Source organism: Staphylococcus sp. HMSC62A08 (assembly GCF_001839105.1).
Taxonomy (GTDB): Bacteria; Bacillota; Bacilli; order Staphylococcales; family Staphylococcaceae; genus Staphylococcus; species Staphylococcus caprae.
Map to the genome: position 1 here is coordinate 504607 of NZ_KV840027.1, position 19639 is coordinate 524245.

Annotated in this window: 30 protein-coding genes and 2 pseudogenes; 31 read left to right on the plus strand and 1 reads right to left on the minus strand. The window is 34.5% G+C overall.

Annotated features, from left to right (window positions below; genetic code table 11):
• From rplN to rpsI, 24 genes and pseudogenes are all read left to right on the plus strand, one after another.
• Positions 1-212: 50S ribosomal protein L14 (rplN, locus tag HMPREF3264_RS03190; protein WP_070871901.1), on the plus strand; the 212-nt coding region annotated here is incomplete at its 5' end.
• A gap of 40 nt (positions 213-252) precedes the next feature.
• Positions 253-570: a 50S ribosomal protein L24 gene (gene rplX, locus HMPREF3264_RS03195; RefSeq protein ID WP_002443733.1), complete on the plus strand. Its 318-nt coding sequence runs from the start codon at positions 253-255 to the stop codon at positions 568-570.
• A gap of 25 nt (positions 571-595) precedes the next feature.
• Positions 596-1135 (plus strand): 50S ribosomal protein L5, encoded by a 540-nt coding sequence (gene rplE, locus HMPREF3264_RS03200; protein WP_037541587.1) that lies wholly within the window; start codon positions 596-598, stop codon positions 1133-1135.
• A gap of 23 nt (positions 1136-1158) precedes the next feature.
• Positions 1159-1343: pseudogene (locus tag HMPREF3264_RS12385) on the plus strand (type Z 30S ribosomal protein S14).
• Positions 1344-1374: 31 nt separating this feature from the next.
• Positions 1375-1772, plus strand: a pseudogene (rpsH, locus tag HMPREF3264_RS03205) (30S ribosomal protein S8).
• A gap of 24 nt (positions 1773-1796) precedes the next feature.
• The gene (rplF, locus tag HMPREF3264_RS03210) at positions 1797-2333 is read left to right on the plus strand and encodes a 50S ribosomal protein L6 (protein ID WP_070871903.1); all 537 of its coding nucleotides are present in this window, start codon (positions 1797-1799) and stop codon (positions 2331-2333) included.
• Positions 2334-2364: 31 nt separating this feature from the next.
• The gene (gene rplR, locus HMPREF3264_RS03215) at positions 2365-2727 is read left to right on the plus strand and encodes a 50S ribosomal protein L18 (protein WP_002443727.1); all 363 of its coding nucleotides are present in this window, start codon (positions 2365-2367) and stop codon (positions 2725-2727) included.
• Between the two features lie 20 nt (positions 2728-2747).
• Positions 2748-3248: a 30S ribosomal protein S5 gene (rpsE, locus tag HMPREF3264_RS03220; RefSeq protein WP_002443725.1), complete on the plus strand. Its 501-nt coding sequence runs from the start codon at positions 2748-2750 to the stop codon at positions 3246-3248.
• Between the two features lie 16 nt (positions 3249-3264).
• On the plus strand, positions 3265-3444 hold the full coding sequence (rpmD, locus tag HMPREF3264_RS03225) for a 50S ribosomal protein L30 (protein WP_002432330.1): 180 nt from the start codon (positions 3265-3267) through the stop codon (positions 3442-3444).
• A gap of 16 nt (positions 3445-3460) precedes the next feature.
• Positions 3461-3901 (plus strand): 50S ribosomal protein L15, encoded by a 441-nt coding sequence (gene rplO / locus HMPREF3264_RS03230; protein WP_001829796.1) that lies wholly within the window; start codon positions 3461-3463, stop codon positions 3899-3901.
• Complete coding sequence (gene secY, locus HMPREF3264_RS03235) at positions 3901-5193, plus strand: preprotein translocase subunit SecY (RefSeq protein ID WP_070871904.1); 1293 nt, start codon at positions 3901-3903, stop codon at positions 5191-5193. Before rplO ends, secY begins: the two co-directional genes overlap by 1 nt.
• A gap of 17 nt (positions 5194-5210) precedes the next feature.
• Entirely contained in the window at positions 5211-5858 is a 648-nt protein-coding gene (locus HMPREF3264_RS03240; RefSeq protein WP_002443720.1) for an adenylate kinase, read from the plus strand.
• Positions 5859-6048: 190 nt separating this feature from the next.
• A complete protein-coding gene (infA, locus tag HMPREF3264_RS03245; RefSeq protein ID WP_001829792.1) occupies positions 6049-6267 on the plus strand; it encodes a translation initiation factor IF-1 in 219 nt (72 codons plus the stop codon).
• A 31-nt stretch (positions 6268-6298) separates the two neighbouring features.
• Complete coding sequence (gene rpmJ / locus HMPREF3264_RS03250; RefSeq protein WP_001829709.1) at positions 6299-6412, plus strand: 50S ribosomal protein L36; 114 nt, start codon at positions 6299-6301, stop codon at positions 6410-6412.
• Positions 6413-6434: 22 nt separating this feature from the next.
• Positions 6435-6800 carry a 30S ribosomal protein S13 gene (rpsM, locus tag HMPREF3264_RS03255; protein WP_002432712.1) on the plus strand — a complete coding sequence of 122 codons (366 nt, stop codon included), beginning with the start codon at positions 6435-6437 and terminating at the stop codon, positions 6798-6800.
• Positions 6801-6821: 21 nt separating this feature from the next.
• Positions 6822-7211: a 30S ribosomal protein S11 gene (gene rpsK, locus HMPREF3264_RS03260; RefSeq protein WP_000101625.1), complete on the plus strand. Its 390-nt coding sequence runs from the start codon at positions 6822-6824 to the stop codon at positions 7209-7211.
• Between the two features lie 76 nt (positions 7212-7287).
• Positions 7288-8232 carry a DNA-directed RNA polymerase subunit alpha gene (locus HMPREF3264_RS03265; RefSeq protein ID WP_002443717.1) on the plus strand — a complete coding sequence of 315 codons (945 nt, stop codon included), beginning with the start codon at positions 7288-7290 and terminating at the stop codon, positions 8230-8232.
• Between the two features lie 16 nt (positions 8233-8248).
• Positions 8249-8617 (plus strand): 50S ribosomal protein L17, encoded by a 369-nt coding sequence (rplQ, locus tag HMPREF3264_RS03270; protein ID WP_002432926.1) that lies wholly within the window; start codon positions 8249-8251, stop codon positions 8615-8617.
• 360 nt (positions 8618-8977) lie between these two features.
• Positions 8978-9787 (plus strand): energy-coupling factor transporter ATPase, encoded by an 810-nt coding sequence (locus tag HMPREF3264_RS03275; RefSeq protein ID WP_070871905.1) that lies wholly within the window; start codon positions 8978-8980, stop codon positions 9785-9787.
• Positions 9784-10644, plus strand: coding sequence for an energy-coupling factor transporter ATPase (locus tag HMPREF3264_RS03280; RefSeq protein ID WP_070871906.1), 861 nt, complete (start codon positions 9784-9786; stop codon positions 10642-10644). Before HMPREF3264_RS03275 ends, HMPREF3264_RS03280 begins: the two co-directional genes overlap by 4 nt.
• Positions 10634-11440: an energy-coupling factor transporter transmembrane component T family protein gene (locus HMPREF3264_RS03285; RefSeq protein ID WP_070871907.1), complete on the plus strand. Its 807-nt coding sequence runs from the start codon at positions 10634-10636 to the stop codon at positions 11438-11440. Before HMPREF3264_RS03280 ends, HMPREF3264_RS03285 begins: the two co-directional genes overlap by 11 nt.
• Before the next feature lie 3 nt (positions 11441-11443).
• Complete coding sequence (gene truA / locus HMPREF3264_RS03290) at positions 11444-12247, plus strand: tRNA pseudouridine(38-40) synthase TruA (protein ID WP_070871908.1); 804 nt, start codon at positions 11444-11446, stop codon at positions 12245-12247.
• A 259-nt stretch (positions 12248-12506) separates the two neighbouring features.
• Complete coding sequence (gene rplM / locus HMPREF3264_RS03295) at positions 12507-12944, plus strand: 50S ribosomal protein L13 (protein ID WP_070871909.1); 438 nt, start codon at positions 12507-12509, stop codon at positions 12942-12944.
• 19 nt (positions 12945-12963) lie between these two features.
• Positions 12964-13356, plus strand: a complete 393-nt coding sequence (gene rpsI / locus HMPREF3264_RS03300; RefSeq protein WP_002443706.1) for a 30S ribosomal protein S9 — start codon at positions 12964-12966, stop codon at positions 13354-13356.
• A 103-nt stretch (positions 13357-13459) separates the two neighbouring features.
• On the opposite strand, the gene HMPREF3264_RS03305 is transcribed toward rpsI, so the two are convergent.
• Positions 13460-14194, minus strand: coding sequence for an NAD-dependent protein deacylase (locus tag HMPREF3264_RS03305; RefSeq protein ID WP_070871910.1), 735 nt, complete (start codon positions 14192-14194; stop codon positions 13460-13462).
• Positions 14195-14446: 252 nt separating this feature from the next.
• Between HMPREF3264_RS03305 and HMPREF3264_RS03310 the strand changes: the two genes are divergently transcribed.
• The 7 genes from HMPREF3264_RS03310 to HMPREF3264_RS03340 form a co-directional block, all read left to right on the plus strand.
• A complete protein-coding gene (locus tag HMPREF3264_RS03310) occupies positions 14447-15202 on the plus strand; it encodes a DeoR/GlpR family DNA-binding transcription regulator (protein WP_070871911.1) in 756 nt (251 codons plus the stop codon).
• A gap of 313 nt (positions 15203-15515) precedes the next feature.
• Positions 15516-15944, plus strand: coding sequence for a galactose-6-phosphate isomerase subunit LacA (gene lacA, locus HMPREF3264_RS03315; RefSeq protein ID WP_002443699.1), 429 nt, complete (start codon positions 15516-15518; stop codon positions 15942-15944).
• A 14-nt stretch (positions 15945-15958) separates the two neighbouring features.
• Positions 15959-16474 (plus strand): galactose-6-phosphate isomerase subunit LacB, encoded by a 516-nt coding sequence (gene lacB, locus HMPREF3264_RS03320; RefSeq protein ID WP_037541583.1) that lies wholly within the window; start codon positions 15959-15961, stop codon positions 16472-16474.
• 11 nt (positions 16475-16485) lie between these two features.
• Positions 16486-17418: a tagatose-6-phosphate kinase gene (gene lacC, locus HMPREF3264_RS03325; RefSeq protein ID WP_070871912.1), complete on the plus strand. Its 933-nt coding sequence runs from the start codon at positions 16486-16488 to the stop codon at positions 17416-17418.
• A gap of 3 nt (positions 17419-17421) precedes the next feature.
• A complete protein-coding gene (gene lacD, locus HMPREF3264_RS03330) occupies positions 17422-18402 on the plus strand; it encodes a tagatose-bisphosphate aldolase (RefSeq protein WP_002443692.1) in 981 nt (326 codons plus the stop codon).
• 24 nt (positions 18403-18426) lie between these two features.
• On the plus strand, positions 18427-18741 hold the full coding sequence (locus HMPREF3264_RS03335; RefSeq protein WP_002443690.1) for a PTS lactose/cellobiose transporter subunit IIA: 315 nt from the start codon (positions 18427-18429) through the stop codon (positions 18739-18741).
• 5 nt (positions 18742-18746) lie between these two features.
• On the plus strand, positions 18747-19639 hold an 893-nt coding region (locus tag HMPREF3264_RS03340; protein ID WP_176746803.1), incomplete at its 3' end, for a PTS transporter subunit EIIC.

Below are 19639 nucleotides of genomic sequence, written 5' to 3' on the forward strand. Positions count from 1 at the left end.
AAAAAGGCGACGTTGTCAAAGCTGTTGTAGTTCGTACTAAATCAGGTGTTCGTCGTAACGACGGTTCATATATCAAATTTGATGAAAATGCATGTGTTATCATCCGTGATGACAAAGGCCCACGTGGTACTCGTATCTTTGGTCCTGTTGCTCGTGAACTACGTGAAGGTAACTTCATGAAAATCGTATCATTAGCACCAGAAGTACTTTAATACAAATTTAACCAATCATACTATTTAAGGAGGTGCCCACATGCATATCAAAAAAGGTGACAACGTAAAAGTTATCGCAGGTAAAGACAAAGGTAAAGAAGGTAAAGTAGTTGCTACAGAACCTAAAAAAGACCGTGTCGTTGTGGAAGGTGTTAACGTAATTAAGAAACACCAAAAACCAACTCAATTAAATCCTGAAGGTGGAATCTTAGAGACAGAGGCAGCAATCCATGTTTCTAACGTACAATTATTAGACCCTAAAACTAACGAACCTACACGTGTAGGATACAAAACAGTTGATGGTAAAAAAGTTCGCGTTGCTAAAAAATCAGGCGAAGAAATCAAATCTAATAATTAATAACTAGTTGAAAGGAGGATCCACTTTGAACCGTTTAAAAGAAAAGTACAATTCTGAAGTTACTGAGAACTTAGTTAAAAAATTCAATTACAGTTCAGTAATGGAAGTACCTAAAATTGAAAAAATCGTTGTGAACATGGGTGTAGGTGACGCAGTTCAAAACTCTAAAGTATTAGATAATGCTGTTGAAGAGTTAGAATTAATCACTGGTCAAAAACCATTAGTAACAAAAGCAAAAAAATCAGTTGCAACATTCCGTTTACGTGAAGGTATGCCAATCGGTGCAAAAGTTACACTTCGCGGTGAAAGAATGTATGAATTCTTAGATAAACTTATTGCAGTATCATTACCTCGTGTACGTGACTTCCAAGGTGTTTCAAAAACAGCATTCGATGGACGTGGTAACTACACATTAGGTATTAAAGAACAATTAATTTTCCCTGAAATTGACTATGATAAAGTAACAAAAGTTAGAGGAATGGATATTGTTATCGTAACTACTGCTAACACTGACGAGGAAGCTCGTGAATTGTTATCAAACTTCGGTATGCCATTTCGTAAATAATCTCTAAAAAGGAGGCTAATTAAGTGGCTAAAACTTCAATGGTTGCTAAGCAACAAAAAAACAAAAATTCGCTGTTCGTGAATACACTCGTTGTGAACGCTGTGGTCGTCCACATTCTGTATATCGTAAATTTAAATTATGCCGTATTTGTTTCCGTGAATTAGCTTATAAAGGCCAAATTCCTGGCGTACGTAAAGCTAGCTGGTAATAATTAAGAGTCTGAAAGGAGGCAACAATCAATGACAATGACAGATCCAATCGCAGATATGCTTACTCGTGTTAGAAATGCAAACATGGTTCGTCACGAGAAGTTAGAATTACCTGCATCTAATATTAAAAAAGAAATTGCTGAAATCTTAAAAAACGAAGGTTTCATTAAAAACGTTGAATACGTAGAAGACGATAAACAAGGTGTTATTCGTTTATTCTTAAAATTTGGTCAAAACAATGAACGTGTTATCACAGGATTAAACGTATCTCAAAACCTGGTTTACGTGTTTATGCTAAAGCAAATGAAGTACCTAAAGTATTAAACGGTTTAGGTATCGCATTAGTTTCAACTTCTGAAGGTGTTATCACTGATAAAGAAGCAAGAAAACGTAACGTTGGCGGAGAAATTATCGCATACGTTTGGTAATAATTAATAAGGAGGTGCCATAACATGAGTCGTGTTGGTAAGAAAATTATTGACATCCCTAGTGACGTAACAGTAACTTTTGATGGTAATCATGTAACTGTTAAAGGTCCTAAAGGTGAATTAGCAAGAACTTTAAATGAAAGAATGACATTCAAACAAGAAGAAAACACAGTTGAAGTTGTAAGACCATCTGATTCTAAAGAAGACAGAACAGACCATGGTACAACTCGTGCTTTATTAAATAATATGGTACTAGGTGTTTCTCAAGGTTTCGAAAAAACACTTGAACTTGTTGGTGTTGGTTACCGTGCTCAAATGCAAGGTAGTGACTTAGTACTAAATGTTGGTTATTCTCACCCAGTAGAAATTAAAGCTGAAGACGGTATTACTTTTGCTGTTGAGAAAAACACAACTGTTAAAGTATCTGGTGTTTCTAAAGAACAAGTTGGTGCTATCGCATCTAACATCCGTTCAGTAAGACCTCCAGAACCTTATAAAGGTAAAGGTATTCGTTACCAAGGTGAATATGTTCGCCGTAAAGAAGGTAAAACTGGTAAATAATAGATAACACTCTAAAGAAAGGAGTATTGAAATGATCAGTAAAATTGATAAAAACAAAGTACGTTTGAAAAGACATGCTCGTGTTCGTACTAAATTATCAGGTACAGCTGAAAAGCCACGTTTAAATGTGTATCGTTCAAACAAACACATCTATGCTCAAATTATTGATGACGTTAAAGGCGAAACTTTAGCTCAAGCTTCATCTCAAGATAAAGATATCGCTAGTGAATCTACATCAAAAGTTGATTTATCAACTAAAGTAGGTCAAGCAATTGCTAAAAAAGCAAGCGATAAAGGTATTAAAGAAATCGTGTTCGACCGTGGAGGTTATTTATATCACGGACGTGTAAAAGCTTTAGCAGAAGCAGCTAGAGAAAGCGGATTAGAATTTTAATTTAAAGGAGGGACACATTCATGGCTCGTAGAGAAGAAGAAACTAAAGAATTTGAAGAACGCGTTGTTACGATTAACCGTGTTGCTAAAGTAGTAAAAGGTGGTCGTCGTTTCCGTTTCACTGCATTAGTAGTTGTAGGTGATAAAAAAGGTCGTGTAGGTTTCGGTACTGGTAAAGCACAAGAGGTACCTGAAGCAATCAAAAAAGCTGTAGAAGCAGCGAAAAAAGATTTAGTAGTTGTTCCACGTGTTGAAGGTACAACTCCTCACACTATCACTGGTCGCTACGGTTCAGGTAGCGTATTCATGAAACCAGCTGCACCTGGTACTGGGGTAATCGCTGGTGGACCAGTTCGTGCCGTATTAGAGTTAGCAGGAATTACTGATATCTTAAGTAAATCATTAGGATCTAACACTCCTATTAACATGGTTCGTGCAACTATCAATGGTTTACAAAACTTAAAAAATGCAGAAGATGTTGCTAAATTACGTGGCAAATCTGTAGAAGAATTATACAATTAAGGAGGGAAAATAAGTTATGGCTAAATTACAAATTACCCTCACTCGTAGTGTTATTGGTCGTCCTGAAACACAACGTAAAACTGTTGAAGCATTAGGTCTTAAAAAAACTAATAGTTCAGTAGTTGTTGAAGATAACCCTGCTATTCGTGGGCAAATCAACAAAGTTAAACATTTATTAACAATTGAAGAAAAATAATTAAGGAGGTGCCGAAATGAAATTACATGAGTTAAAAGCAGCAGAAGGATCACGCCGTGTACGTAATCGTGTAGGTCGTGGTGCTGCAACTGGTAACGGTAAAACTAGTGGCCGTGGTCAAAAAGGTCAAAAAGCACGTTCAGGTGGTAAAGTAAGACCAGGATTTGAAGGTGGACAATTACCTTTATTCCGTCGTTTACCAAAACGTGGTTTCACTAACATTAACCGTAAAGAATATGCTATTGTTAACTTAGACCAACTTAATAAATTTGAAGATGGTACTGAAGTAACTCCAGCTTTACTAGTAGAATCTGGTGTTGTTAAGAATGAAAAATCTGGTATCAAAGTACTAGGTAATGGTTCACTTGATAAAAAATTAACAGTGAAAGCTCATAAATTCTCAGCTTCAGCAGCAGAAGCTATTGATGCTAAAGGTGGAGCACACGAGGTGATCTAATGTTTCAAACGCTTGTGCGTTTCTTTACAACTAAGGAAGTGCGTAACAAGATTTTCTTCACTCTAGCAATGTTAGTTATTTTTAAAATAGGAACGTATATTCCTGCTCCAGGAGTTAATCCTGAAGCATTTAACCATCCACAAGGTTCTCAAGGTGCCACTGAGTTATTAAATACTTTTGGTGGCGGTGCCTTGAAACGTTTCTCAATATTTGCGATGGGTATTATGCCCTATATCACCGCATCCATCGTTATGCAATTATTGCAAATGGATATAGTGCCTAAGTTTACAGAATGGGCTAAACAAGGTGAAATGGGTAGAAGAAAAATTAATAATGTAACACGTTATTTCGCTATTATTTTAGCTTTTATCCAATCAATAGGTATGGCTTTTCAGTTCAATAATTATCTCAAGGGACAACTGATTATTGATAAATCAGTTATGAGTTATTTATTGATTGCAGTTGTTTTAACAGCAGGAACAGCTTTCTTAATTTGGCTTGGTGACCAAATCACTCAGTTTGGTGTTGGTAATGGTATTTCTCTTATCATCTTTGCTGGGATTTTATCAACTTTACCATCAAGTATTGAACAATTTGGCCAATCTCTATTTGTTGGTCAAGATGATACTTCATTAGCATGGTTAAAAATTGTAGGTTTAGTTGGAGCATTAATTTTATTAACAGTTGGTGCTATTTTTGTACTTGAAGCTAAACGTAAGATCCCTATTCAATATGCGAAGAAACAATCTGCTCAACGATTAGGTTCACAAGCAACTTATCTACCTTTAAAAGTTAACTCAGCAGGTGTTATTCCAGTAATCTTTGCGATGGCATTTTTCTTATTACCAAGAACGTTAACATTATTCTTCCCTAAAGCTGAATGGGCACAGAATATTGCTGATACTGCCAATCCTTCAAGTAATATTGGAATGATTGTATATATCGTATTAATTATTGCATTTGCGTATTTCTATGCATTTGTACAAGTTAATCCGGAGAAAATGGCTGATAACCTTAAAAAACAAGGTAGTTATGTCCCAGGCATCAGACCTGGTGAACAAACAAAAAAATATATTACTAAAGTTCTTTACAGATTGACATTTGTTGGTTCTATATTCTTAGCAGCTATAGCAATTTTGCCGATTATAGCAACTAAATTTATGGGCTTACCACAATCAATTCAAATTGGTGGTACAAGTTTATTAATCGTTATCGGTGTAGCTATAGAAACTATGAAGACATTAGAAGCTCAAGTAAGTCAAAAAGAATACAAAGGCTTTGGTGGTAGATAATTTGTAGGAGGGCATTTATGAATATCATTTTAATGGGTTTACCTGGCGCAGGTAAAGGTACTCAAGCGAGTGAAATTGTTAAGAAATTCCCAATACCACATATTTCTACTGGTGACATGTTCAGAAAAGCGATTAAAGATGAAACTGATTTAGGTAAAGAAGCTAAATCATACATGGATCGTGGAGAATTAGTTCCTGATGAAGTTACTGTAGGTATCGTTAAAGAACGTATTTCTGAAGACGATGCGAAAAAAGGATTCTTATTAGATGGATTCCCAAGAACAATCGAACAAGCTGAGGCATTAAATAACATTATGTCTGAGCTTGATAGAGAAATTGATGCTGTCATCAATATTGAAGTTCCTGAGGAAGAGTTAATGAATCGTCTTACAGGTCGTCGTATCTGTGAGAAATGTGGTACAACTTATCATCTTGTATTTAATCCTCCAAAGGTTGAAGGTATTTGTGATATCGATGGTGGAAAGTTATATCAACGTGAAGATGACAATCCAGAAACAGTATCAAATCGTTTGAGCGTTAATGTTAAACAATCAAAACCTATTTTAGAGTATTACGATGAAAAAGGTATTTTAAAAAACATTGATGGTTCAAAAGATATTGATGAAGTAACGAACGATGTCATTGATATTTTAGATCATTTATAGATAGATCAACGATTTACGATCTATTTGCTAAGTGAATATTTGAGTGAAATTTAATAGAGTGAGTGACAAATAATGATTTGTAATTCCCGTATTTTTGTTAAACTTATAATAACTAGTCACGAATAGATTCGTATTGTTAAGTTGTCTATTGACGATTACCTTACTATTGCAAAAAGGGGGAAGTTAATCAATGGCTAAACAAGATGTAATTGAATTAGAAGGTACTGTATTAGATACTTTACCAAATGCAATGTTTAAAGTAGAATTAGAAAATGGTCATGAGATTTTAGCGCATGTTAGTGGTAAAATCAGAATGAATTACATTCGTATTCTACCTGGCGACAAAGTAACTGTTGAGATGTCTCCGTATGATTTATCACGCGGTAGAATTACTTATCGTTATAAATAATCGTCACTCCATAATATAGGGAGGTATAAAAATGAAAGTAAGACCATCAGTAAAACCAATTTGCGAAAAATGCAAAGTCATTAAACGTAAAGGTAAAGTAATGGTAATTTGTGATAATCCTAAGCACAAACAAAGACAAGGTTAATAAAAGAGAGGTGTAAATTAATATGGCACGTATTGCAGGAGTGGATATTCCACGTGAAAAGCGCATTGTTATCTCATTAACATACGTTTATGGTATCGGTACTTCAACTGCTAACAAAATCGTTGAAGAAGCAAACGTATCAGCAGATACTCGCGTTAAAGATTTAACTGATGACGAATTAGGTCGTATCCGTGAAGTTGTAGATAGCTACAAAGTAGAAGGTGACTTACGTCGTGAACAAAACTTAAACATTAAACGTTTAATGGAAATTTCATCATACCGTGGTATTCGTCACCGTCGTGGCTTACCAGTTCGTGGTCAAAAAACTAAAAACAACGCACGTACTCGTAAAGGCCCGGTTAAAACAGTAGCTAATAAGAAAAAATAATAGGTAAAGGAGGCAAAAATAATGGCACGTAAACAAGTATCTCGTAAACGTAGAGTGAAAAAGAATATTGAAAACGGTGTAGCACATATCCGTTCAACATTCAATAATACTATCGTAACTATCACTGATGAATTCGGTAATGCATTATCTTGGTCATCAGCTGGTGCATTAGGATTCAAAGGATCTAAAAAATCAACACCATTCGCAGCACAAATGGCTTCAGAAACAGCTTCTAAATCAGCTATGGAACATGGTTTAAAAACTGTAGAAGTAACAGTTAAAGGACCTGGACCAGGCCGTGAATCAGCTATCCGTGCATTACAATCTGCAGGATTAGAAGTAACTGCAATTAGAGACGTTACTCCAGTACCTCACAACGGTTGTCGTCCACCAAAACGTCGTCGCGTCTAATTTAGGATTGTATTGTTACAGGTCACTGAGCAAACAGTTTAAATCTAGTCGACGTATTTAAGGAGGATATTTGTAAATGATAGAAATTGAAAAACCTAGAATTGAGACAATTGAAATTAGTGAAGATGCTAAATTCGGTAAGTTCGTTGTTGAACCACTTGAACGTGGCTACGGTACTACACTAGGAAACTCCTTACGTCGTATCCTACTATCTTCGTTACCAGGTGCAGCCGTTAAGTACATCGAAATCGAAGGAGTTCTACACGAATTTTCAGCAGTAGACAATGTTGTAGAAGATGTTTCAACAATTATTATGAACATTAAAAAATTAGCATTAAAAATTTACTCTGAAGAAGATAAAACTCTTGAAATTGATGTTAAAGATGAAGGCGAAGTAACTGCAAGTGACATTACTCACGACAGCGATGTTGAGATTTTAAACCCAGAACTTAAAATCGCAACTGTGTCTAAAGGTGGACATCTTAAAGTGCGTCTTGTTGCTAATAAGGGTAGAGGTTACGCATTAGCTGAACAAAATAATACTAGTGATTTACCAATTGGTGTAATTCCTGTTGATTCACTATACTCACCTGTAGAACGTGTTAACTACACAGTAGAAAACACACGTGTAGGTCAAAGTAGTGATTACGATAAATTAACTTTAGATGTTTGGACTAACGGTTCAATCACTCCACAAGAATCAGTTTCATTAGCAGCTAAAATAATGACTGAACACTTGAACATCTTTGTAGGTCTAACTGATGAAGCTCAAAATGCTGAAATCATGATCGAAAAAGAAGAAGATCAAAAAGAAAAAGTACTTGAAATGTCTATCGAAGAATTAGACTTATCTGTACGTTCTTACAACTGCTTAAAACGCGCAGGAATCAATTCTGTACAAGAGTTAGCTGATAAATCTGAAGCTGACATGATGAAAGTGCGTAATTTAGGTCGTAAATCTCTAGAAGAAGTTAAATATAAATTAGAAGATTTAGGATTAGGATTAAGAAAAGAAGATTGATAAAGGAGGTTAACTCATGGGTTACAGAAAATTAGGTCGTACTTCTGATCAACGTAAAGCAATGTTACGTGACTTAGCGACTTCTCTTATCGTAAGTGAACGTATTGAAACTACAGAAGCTCGTGCTAAAGAAGTACGCAGTGTAGTAGAGAAATTAATCACTTTAGGTAAAAAAGGAGATTTAGCTTCTCGTCGTAATGCAGCTAAAACTTTACGTAACGTTGAAATCTTAAATGAAGATGAATCAACACAAACTGCTCTTCAAAAATTATTCGGTGAAATCGCTGAACGTTATAATGAACGTCAAGGTGGTTACACTCGTATCCTTAAAGTAGGCCCTCGTCGTGGTGACGGTGCTGAATCAGTAATTATCGAATTAGTTTAATTTAGGGATTGAGACATTAAATTATGTCTCAGTCACTTTACCTTAATAAATACACTTACTACTTATATATAAAGCAAATGAGTGCAACGATAATGTTTGCCACATACAAATATTGTCTAGCTCAGAGTGCCCCATCTAACTAAATATTTCTTATAAGCGTGAACTCAACAATACGATGGGGTGCGCGCTTTTTTATTTAAGCTATAGTCAGAGATTGCTATAGCTTTTTTGTTTTCTTGTATAACATAGTGAAAATCTAAGATTATCTGTGTGAAAAGAACGTATGTGATATACAGATAAATTGAATTATTGTAAAATATTTAAAGTAACGACAATATTTAACTGAAGGAGTTGTTTAGTGTGAATGAGCCAATGAATATCATTGAATTTAAAAATGTATCTTTTCAATATCAAAGTGATTCTGCGTTCACATTAAATAACGTATCTTTTTCTGTTCCTATTGGAAAATGGACGTCGATTGTAGGTCATAATGGTTCTGGGAAGTCTACTATAGCAAAATTAATGGTAGGCATAGAAGAAGCTAACGAAGGTCAAATATTATTTAAAAATGAAAAAATAGACAATTCAAATACACATAAAATTAGAAAACAAATAGGTATTGTATTTCAAAATCCAGATAATCAATTTGTCGGCTCAATTGTGAAATTTGATGTTGCTTTCGGTCTAGAAAATCATGCAGTCCCTCATGAGGAGATGCATATTAAAGTAGATAAAGCTTTATCAGAAGTAGATATGCTTAATAAAGCTGATTACGAGCCACATTCACTTTCTGGAGGTCAGAAACAACGTGTTGCGATAGCTGGTGTATTAGCACTAAATCCATCTGTTATTATTTTAGATGAAGCAACAACTATGTTAGATCCTGATGCGAAAGTATCACTCTTAAAGCTCGTACGTGAAGTGAAAGAAGATAATGAAGTAACAATTATTTCTATAACTCATGATTTAGACGAAGCGATGGAAGCTGATCATGTTATTGTTATGAATAAAGGAACTGTTTTTAAACAGGATTCACCTGAAGAAATATTTAAATATACTGATGAACTAACTTCTATTGGATTAGATTTACCTTTCTCTATGAAAATGAATCAACTACTAGGATTTGATTCATCATTTGTGACATACGAAGGGTTGGTCAAACGATTATGAGTATTCAGTTAAATCATGTTAGCTATACTTATCAAAAAGGGACGCCATATGAATATAATGCTATAGAAGATATATCTTTGATTTTGGAAAAAGGAAAGTATTACGCAATTATAGGACAAACAGGTAGTGGAAAATCTACCTTGATACAGCATCTTAATGCGTTATTAAAACCAACAAAAGGGTCAATTGAATTCGAGGATATTGAAATATCGCATAAAACTAAGGATAAATATTTACGACCCATCCGTAAAAAAGTAGGCATTGTATTTCAATTCCCAGAATCTCAACTATTCGAAGATAGTGTAGAAAAAGAAATAGAATTTGGACCGAAAAACTTTAATATGGACTTAGAAAAAGCTAAAGAAAAGGCTTATCAATTATTACTTGATTTAGGATTTTCAAGAGATATCATGTCACTTTCTCCTTTTCAAATGTCAGGTGGACAAATGAGGAAAATTGCAATTGTATCTATTTTGGCTATGGATCCAGAAGTTATTATATTGGATGAACCAACAGCTGGCTTGGACCCTCAAAGTAAAGAGCAGATTATGACTCTTATTAAGCGAATTCAAGTGGAAGAAAATAAGACGATTATTTTAGTCTCACATGATATGAATGATGTTTCGCGATATGCTGATGAAGTTGTTGTATTAAGTAATGGTAGGGTAGCTGAACAATCAGAACCTAGAGAACTATTTAAAAATACAGATAAGTTAGCTGAGTGGCATATTACGCTACCAAACATTATTAGATTACAAATAGATTTTGAGCACAAGTATCAAATATCCTTACCTAAACTAGCTTTAAATGAAGAGGAGTTTATTGAGATGTATAAGGAGTGGCAAAATGAAAAATAAATTAATCATTGGACGCTATCTCCCAAATCATTCAACTGTACATCATCTTGATCCTAGAGCAAAGCTCATATTTGTCTTTGTGTTTATAATATTTATTTTCTTTTGTCATTCGTTTGGCACATACGCTTGGATATTTACACTTATCATTATATCTATGAAATTGGCTAAAATCCCATTCGGATTTCTAATGAAAGGGCTCACGCCTATCTTTTTCTTCTTAATATTTACTTTTTTAATGCATATATTATTTACTAATGGAGGAAAGACGCTTTTACATTGGGGTTTCTTTACAATAGAGTCTAATGGAGTGATAGAAGGAATTTACATTTCATTACGTCTTATCTTTATAGTGATGATTGCGACAATTATGACGCTTTCGACAAGTCCTATAGATTTAACTGATGCCTTTGAAAAGTTATTAGCACCATTGAAATGGGTTAAGATTCCCGTTCATCAATTGAGTATGATGATGTCTATCGCGCTAAGGTTTATACCTACTTTAATGGATGAATTGGAAAAAATTATTTTAGCTCAAAAATCAAGAGGGTCTGAAATAAGTTCAGGAAGTATTGTGACACGCATTAAAGCATTTATCCCTCTTATGGTTCCATTGTTTATTTCTGCCTTTCAAAGAGCGGAAGAATTAGCAATAGCTATGGAAGTAAGAGGCTATGATATGAATGTTAAACGAACTAGTTACAGATTACTACACTGGCGATTAAAAGACACGATAACGTTAATTCTATTAATACCAATTGGACTTATCTTATTTATTATTAAATACTCAGGAGTGTAAACATTGCGAATTTTAGTAGAAATTGCATATCAGGGTAATCAATTCCTTGGCTTTCAAATTCAACAGCAGGGGAGAACAGTACAACAACAATTTGAAAAGATTCTTAAACGTATGCACAAGCGTCATGTACGAATACATCCTACAAGTCGTACGGACAGAGGCGTGCATGCGTATCAACAATTCTTTCATTTTGACACTGAGTTAAATATTGATAATCAACAATGGCAATATGCGATGAATCGTTTCTTACCTGATGATATTTACGTTAAAAGCGTTCAAACAGTAGATGAAAACTTTCATTGTAGATATGACTGTGTAGGTAAAAGATATCGTTATAAAGTCTATCAAGGCGCACATCGTGATCCGTTTAAAAGTGGTCTCGAAACATTTATCGATAATGATTTAGATTTAGCTAAAATGAATGAAGCGGCTCATCATTTTATTGGAACTCATGATTTTACAGGTTTTTGTTCTCAGAAAACTGAAGTGGAAAGCAAAGTGAGAACTCTATATCAAAGTGAAGTGGTTCAAACTGAAGCAGGTTTTGATTATGTGGTTACTGGTTCAGGATTTCTCTATAACATGGTTCGTGTTCTTGTGGCATTTTTAATAGAGGTGGGAAAAGGGAAGCGACAACCTGACGAGGTTCCACAACTACTTGAAGAAAAAAATAGAAACAATGTACCTTTCACTGCATCCTCAGAAGGACTCTATTTAGAAAAGGTTTACCTATCACCAGAATCACTTAAGGAAGAGTTTGGAAATGATATTAAAATACATCTTAAAAAATCGTTGGAAAATGATTGAATGTCATTGACAAAAGCATTGTGAAATTATAAGATTATTAACGGTATTGTTTTATATCACCCCACGATAAGCCCCGGAAACTTATTGTGTTACTAGATATATAAGCAAAGCAGAACAACAGTTAACAAAATAAATGAAAACTTACGCTTTTAAATCGTAACAATAATTAAAATTGTGCGTTGAATGATCATAGGTTCGAATGTGATCAATTGACAAAACAATTAAGAACGAAGCATTTATTTTTAGGAGGACAATTATTATGCGTCAAACATTTATGGCAAATGAATCAAACATTGAGCGCAAATGGTATGTTATTGATGCTGAAGGCCAAACATTTGGTCGTTTATCATCTGAAGTAGCTGCTATCTTACGCGGTAAAAATAAAGTAACTTATACACCACACGTTGACACTGGTGATTACGTAATCATCATCAATGCATCTAAAATCGAATTCACTGGTAATAAAGAACAAGATAAAATGTACTATCGCCACTCAAATCACCCAGGTGGTTTAAAATCAATCACAGCTGGTGAATTAAGAAGAACTAACCCAGAACGTTTATTAGAAACTTCTATTAAAGGTATGTTACCAAGTTCACGTTTAGGTGAAAAACAAGGTAAAAAATTATTTGTATATGGTGGCGCTGAACATCCACACGCTGCACAACAACCAGAAAACTACGAGTTACGTGGTTAATTAGAAGGAGGAAATTACATTGGCACAAGTTGAATATAAAGGTACAGGCCGTCGTAAAAACTCAGTAGCACGTGTACGTTTAGTACCAGGTGAAGGTAACATTACAGTTAACAACCGTGACGTACGTGACTACTTACCATTTGAATCATTAATCTTAGACTTAAACCAACCATTCGATGTTACTGAAACTAAAGGTAACTATGACGTTTTAGTAAACGTTCACGGTGGTGGTTTCACAGGACAAGCTCAAGCTATCCGTCACGGAATTGCTCGTGCATTATTAGAAGCTGACCCTGAATACAGAGGTTCTTTAAAACGCGCTGGATTGCTTACTCGTGACCCACGTATGAAAGAACGTAAAAAACCAGGTCTTAAAAAAGCTCGTCGTTCTCCTCAATTCTCAAAACGTTAATTTTGGCGAACACACATCAACACTTCCCATTATTTGGGAAGTGTTTTTTTATGTTATTACAATGAAGATGTGACTAACTTATAAAGTTACCAACCTCAAAATATTATCTATTTTTCATGACGTTTTCGACAACTTCTGTCATATCATCATGTATGACTAAGTCAGCACTTTGATCATACGGTGTGCGATCTCTATTGATAATTACTAAATTGTCACCTTTAAATTCTGAAACAAAGCCTGCTGCTGGTTGTACTACAAGCGATGAACCAAGGACAACTAGCGTGTCAGCATTTTGTATTTTTTCTAAAGCTTTGAATACTGTGTTTTGATTCAACATTTCACCGTATAATACAATATCAGGTCGTATAATCTGACCACACTTTTCACAATATCGAATGTGGTTGTCCATCACTTGAGATTTTGAGTATTCATTGTAGCAATTGATACAGTAAAAACGATTTAAAGTGCCGTGTAATTCATCAACATGTTGACTACCTGCATCTGTATGTAAGCCATCAATATTTTGAGTAATAACACCTAAAGATTGACCTTCATGTTCTAATTCTGCAACCCATTGGTGTACAATATTTGGTTTTTTATCAGCAATTAGTAATCTTTTATGATAAAAATCAATAAAACTTTCTTTGTCATCATTTAAATGATCTACACTTAGTAAATACTCTGGAGATTGTCCATCTTTTGAAATCTCATCAAATAGACCACCCATTGAGCGGAAATCAGGAATACCACTTGCTACAGATACGCCTGCCCCAGTGAAAAATACAATTTTTTCGGATTCTTCTATCATTTCTCTTAATCGTTGAATTTCCACATCCATAGAATCACCTCAGTTTTTAAATTTCTTTTTAACTAATCGAAAACTCTTCGTTTTCACCACAAATAATTAATAAGTTAATATCAAGTTTTTATGTTATGATTTTTGTGGCAACATATTTACATAATTGATTACTTTATCATTTTAAAGTATTTAAAGTGTGTTATAAAATTATATTAAGACATTAGAAAAGTAAATTAAAGTTAAAACAAATTAAGTATGTAAATGACGTTATCGTAGGAAGTGGATATAGATATGAACAAATATGATAGGCTAGACGAAATTACAAAACTTGTTAATAAAAGAGGGACTGTTAGAACAAATGAAATTGTAGAAGATTTAAATGTATCAGATATGACAGTTCGTCGTGATTTAGCAGAGTTGGAAGAGAAAGGTGTGCTTACTAAGATTCATGGTGGCGCACGTAGTAATTCTGCTTTTCAATATAAGGAGATGTCCCACCAGGAAAAACATACGCACTATATTAAGGAAAAGAGATATATAGCTAAAAAAGCTGTTGGGTTGATTGAGGATGGAGATACTATATTTTTAGGTCCTGGTACGACTGTTCAAAAGTTAGCTGAAGAAATTAATCATCATTCGCTCACAGTTATCACAAATTGTTTGCCAGTTTTTAAAATTCTTATGAAAAAACAGAGTCTACATTTTAGAGTGTATTTGTTAGGTGGAGAAATGAGAGATTTAACTGAAGCATTTGTGGGAGAGATGACGAATCAATTATTAAATAACTTGCGATTTAGTAAGATGTTTTTTAGTAGTAATGGAGTTAAAGATGGCGTTGCGATGACTTCATCAATGGATGAAGCTTATACCCAACATCTAGCATTGAATCATTCAATTGAGAAATATTTACTTATTGATTCTTCGAAAATAGGGAAAGATGATTTCTCCTCTTTCTGTGAATTGAAAGAATTAAATGCAGTATTAATGGATAAAAATGATTTGGAAAAGACAGAACAAGTTGAAAAATATGTTGAAGTCATAGACTAACACTTAAAACTTAATAAAATATAGTTTAAGAGAAAGTGCTCTTATACCTTGTCAACCTCTATGGAGCGGAGAGTGAAATCATTCTACAAGAATGAGATTTCACTCTCCGCTCCTTTTCTGTTGATTTAAAGGAGTAGTTTAAACAATAAGTTCACTAAATGTTTGAAATCAAACACCAAACAAACAAAATACAAACAGTATTTGTTGATTTATTGTTGTGTAGTGTTTATAATTTAAACATAGTTAATTGAAAGCGCTTTTCTCTCATTCATTTATTTAGTGCTTTCAAAATCATTTTAAAAGGAGACTTAAAATGACAATTATTATCGGTTCAGATGTAGACGGTAAACGTCTAAAAGATTTAATTAAAGTTTATTTAAAAGAGAACGATTTCGAAGTTCTAGATGTAACAGAAGGTAAGGAGTTAGATTTTGTAGATTCGACAGTATCTGTTGCACGTGAAGTTCAAAAGTCCGATGACAATTTGGGAATTGCCATAGATGCCTATGGTGCAGGTAGTTTTATTGTTGCTACAAAAATTAAAGGAATGATTGCAGCTGAAGTTTCAGATGAGCGTTCAGCATACATGACTAGAGGACATAATAATTCCAAAATGATTACTTTAGGTTCTGAAATTGTTGGAGATACTTTAGCTAAAAATGTGGTTAAGGGATTTGTTAACGGTCATTATGACGGTGGACGTCATCAAATTCGTGTAGATATGCTGAATAAAATGTGCTAATAGGAGGAGAACAAATGAAAATTGCTATAGGTTGTGACCATATTGTCACTGATACAAAGATGGAAGTATCACAGTTTTTAAAATCAAAAGGGCATGAAGTTATTGATGTTGGGACTTATGACTTCACACGTACACATTATCCAATTTTTGGTAAGAAAGTTGGAGAAGAAGTTGTAAGCGGTAATGCTGACTTAGGTGTATGTATTTGTGGTACAGGTGTTGGTATTAATAATGCGGTTAACAAAGTTGCTGGCGTTCGTTCCGCACTCGTACGTGATATGACTTCAGCTTTATATGCGAAAGAAGAGTTAAATGCAAATGTTATTGGTTTCGGTGGGAAAATCATCGGCGAACTTCTAATGTGCGATATTATTGATGCATTTATCAATGCTGAGTATAAACCTACAGAAGAAAATAAAAAATTAATCGCAAAAATTAATCATCTTGAAACTCATAATGCTAAACAAGAAGATCCACATTTCTTTGATGAATTTTTAGAAAAGTGGGATAAAGGCGAATATCACGATTAAGGAAGATCAACATGATTTTAACTTTAACTTTAAATCCTTCGGTAGATATATCTTATCCATTAGATGAATTACACATTAACACAGTGAATAGAGTTCAAGACGTTAGCAAGACGGCTGGTGGAAAGGGACTCAATGTAACTAGGGTGTTATCACAACTCAATGAACATGTTGTTGCGACAGGCTTTTTAGGTGGTAAAATAGGTGAATTTATTGCAGAAAAGTTAAATCACAATCAAGTGGAACATTCATTTTTCACAATTAAAGGTGAAACACGAAATTGTATTGCTATTTTGCATGATGGCAACCAAACAGAGGTTTTGGAACAAGGACCAACCATTGCGGCGGATGAATCTAAAGGATTTTTGAAACATTTGAATGATTTAATACCGAAAGCTGAAGCGGTAGTTATTTCTGGTAGCCTTCCAAAAGGTCTAGATTCAAATTACTATTCAAAAATTATTGATATATGTCACGAAAATGCTAAACCAGTCGTATTGGATTGTGCTGGCGAAACACTTAAATTAGCGCTACAAAACACTCACAAACCGACAGTCATTAAGCCAAATATTGAAGAATTATCACAGTTGATTTCGTTGAAACTTAATGAATCTACTGAAGAACTGAAAAATGCTTTAAATCATCAGTTATTTTCAAAAATTGAATGGATTATTGTTTCTTTGGGCGCAAATGGCGCTTTCGCTAAACATAACCAACGATTTTACAAAGTAAACATACCTTCGATTAAAGTACTTAATCCTGTGGGTTCCGGAGATTCAACAGTAGCAGGTATAGCTTCAGCAATTGTTCATCATGAAAGTGATGAGCATCTCCTTAAGAAGGCAAACACCTTAGGGATGTTAAATGCGCAAGAAGCACAAACTGGTTATGTAAACATGTCTAATTATACTCAGCTCTTTGACCAAATTGAAATTATAGAGGTGTAAAAAATGGTAAAAACAACTCAAAAAACGGCATCAATTGAACATCTAAGTAATGATAAAGGTGTCATCTCAGCATTAGCTTTTGACCAACGCGGTGCATTAAAACGTATGATGGCAAAACATCAAACAGATGAACCTACAATTGAGCAAATTGAACGATTAAAAGTTTTGGTATCAGAAGAATTAACACAATACGCGTCATCAATTCTCCTAGATCCTGAATACGGACTACCTGCATCTGAAGCCCGCAATAAAGATTGTGGATTACTACTTGCTTATGAAAAAACAGGATACGACGTTAACGCTAAAGGTCGTTTACCTGACTGTTTAGTTGAATGGTCAGCTAAAAGACTTAAAGAACAAGGTGCTAATGCAGTTAAGTTCTTACTTTACTACGATGTAGATGATGCAGAAGAAATTAATATTCAGAAGAAGGCTTACATTGAAAGAATTGGCTCTGAATGTGTAGCTGAAGACATTCCATTCTTCTTAGAGGTACTCACTTATGACGATAATATTCCAGATAATAGTAGTGTTGAATTTGCAAAAGTGAAACCAAGAAAAGTAAACGAAGCAATGAAATTATTCTCAGAAGCGCGCTTTAATGTTGATGTCTTAAAAGTAGAAGTTCCAGTCAACATGAAATATGTTGAAGGGTTCGCTGAAGGAGAAGTTGTTTATTCAAAAGAAGAAGCAGCTCAACATTTTAAAGATCAAGACGCTTCAACAAACTTACCATATATTTACTTAAGTGCTGGCGTTTCAGCTGAACTTTTCCAAGAGACTCTAAAATTTGCGCATGAAGCGGGAGCTAAATTTAATGGTGTGCTTTGTGGTAGAGCGACATGGGCTGGAGCTGTTCAAGTTTATATCGAACAGGGTGAAGAAGCAGCTCGAGAATGGTTACGTTCAACAGGATTTAAAAATATTGATGAGTTAAACAAAGTTTTGGAAACAACTGCAACGTCATGGAAAGAGAGAGTTTAATTCTCGAAAGGGGACGAATACATCATGAATAGAGAAGAAGTACAATTATTAGGATTCGAGATTGTTGCATTCGCTGGGGATGCGCGGTCTAAATTCTTAGAAGCACTAACAGCTGCACAAGAGGGAGATTATGATAAGGCAGAATCACTAATTGAAGAAGGAAATCAATGCATCGCTGAAGCACATCGGGCTCAAACAAGCCTACTTCAAAAGGAAGCACAAGGTGATGATATTGCCTATAGCGTAACAATGATGCATGGCCAAGATCACTTAATGACAACAATTCTATTAAAAGATTTAATGAAGCACTTAATCGAATTATATAAAAGAAAGAGTTGACCTTTATGAATAAGTTAATAGCATGGATAGAAAAAGGAAAACCGTTCTTCGAAAAAATATCTCGTAATATTTATCTAAGAGCGATTCGTGATGGATTTATTGCAGCAATTCCAATTATCTTGTTCTCAAGTATATTTATTTTAGTAGCTTATGTGCCAAACGTATTTGGATTTACTTGGAGTAAAACTATGGAAGGCATCTTAATGAAACCTTATAACTATACAATGGGTATTGTTGGGTTCATTGTAGCAGGAACAACAGCCAAGTCACTGACCGATTCATTCAATAGAAAGTTGGACAGTACGAATCAAATTAACTTTATTTCGACAATGATGGCTGCGATGTGTGGTTTCTTATTCTTAGCCGCTGATCCTGTTAAAGATGGAGGATTCCTAAGTGCTTTCATGGGTACTAAAGGATTATTAACAGCGTTCATCTCAGCATTTGTAACTGTGATTGTTTATAGTTTCTTTATTAAACACAATATCACAATAAAAATGCCTAAAGAAGTTCCTCCAAATATCTCACAAGTATTTAAAGATATATTCCCTTTATCAGCAGTAATCATCATTCTATATGCATTAGATTTACTTGCTAGAGCTTTTGTTCATACAAATGTGGCAAATGCAGTATTAAAAGTATTTGAACCATTGTTTACAGCAGCTGATGGTTGGGTTGGAGTAACGATAATCTTTGGTGCATTTGCATTCTTCTGGTTTGTTGGTATTCATGGACCATCAATCGTTGAACCAGCGATTGCAGCGATTACTTACGCTAACCTTGAAACAAACTTACATTTGATTCAAGCAGGAGAGCATGCAGATAAAGTCATTACACCTGGTACTCAAATGTTCGTAGTAACAATGGGTGGTACCGGTGCAACATTGGTCGTACCTTT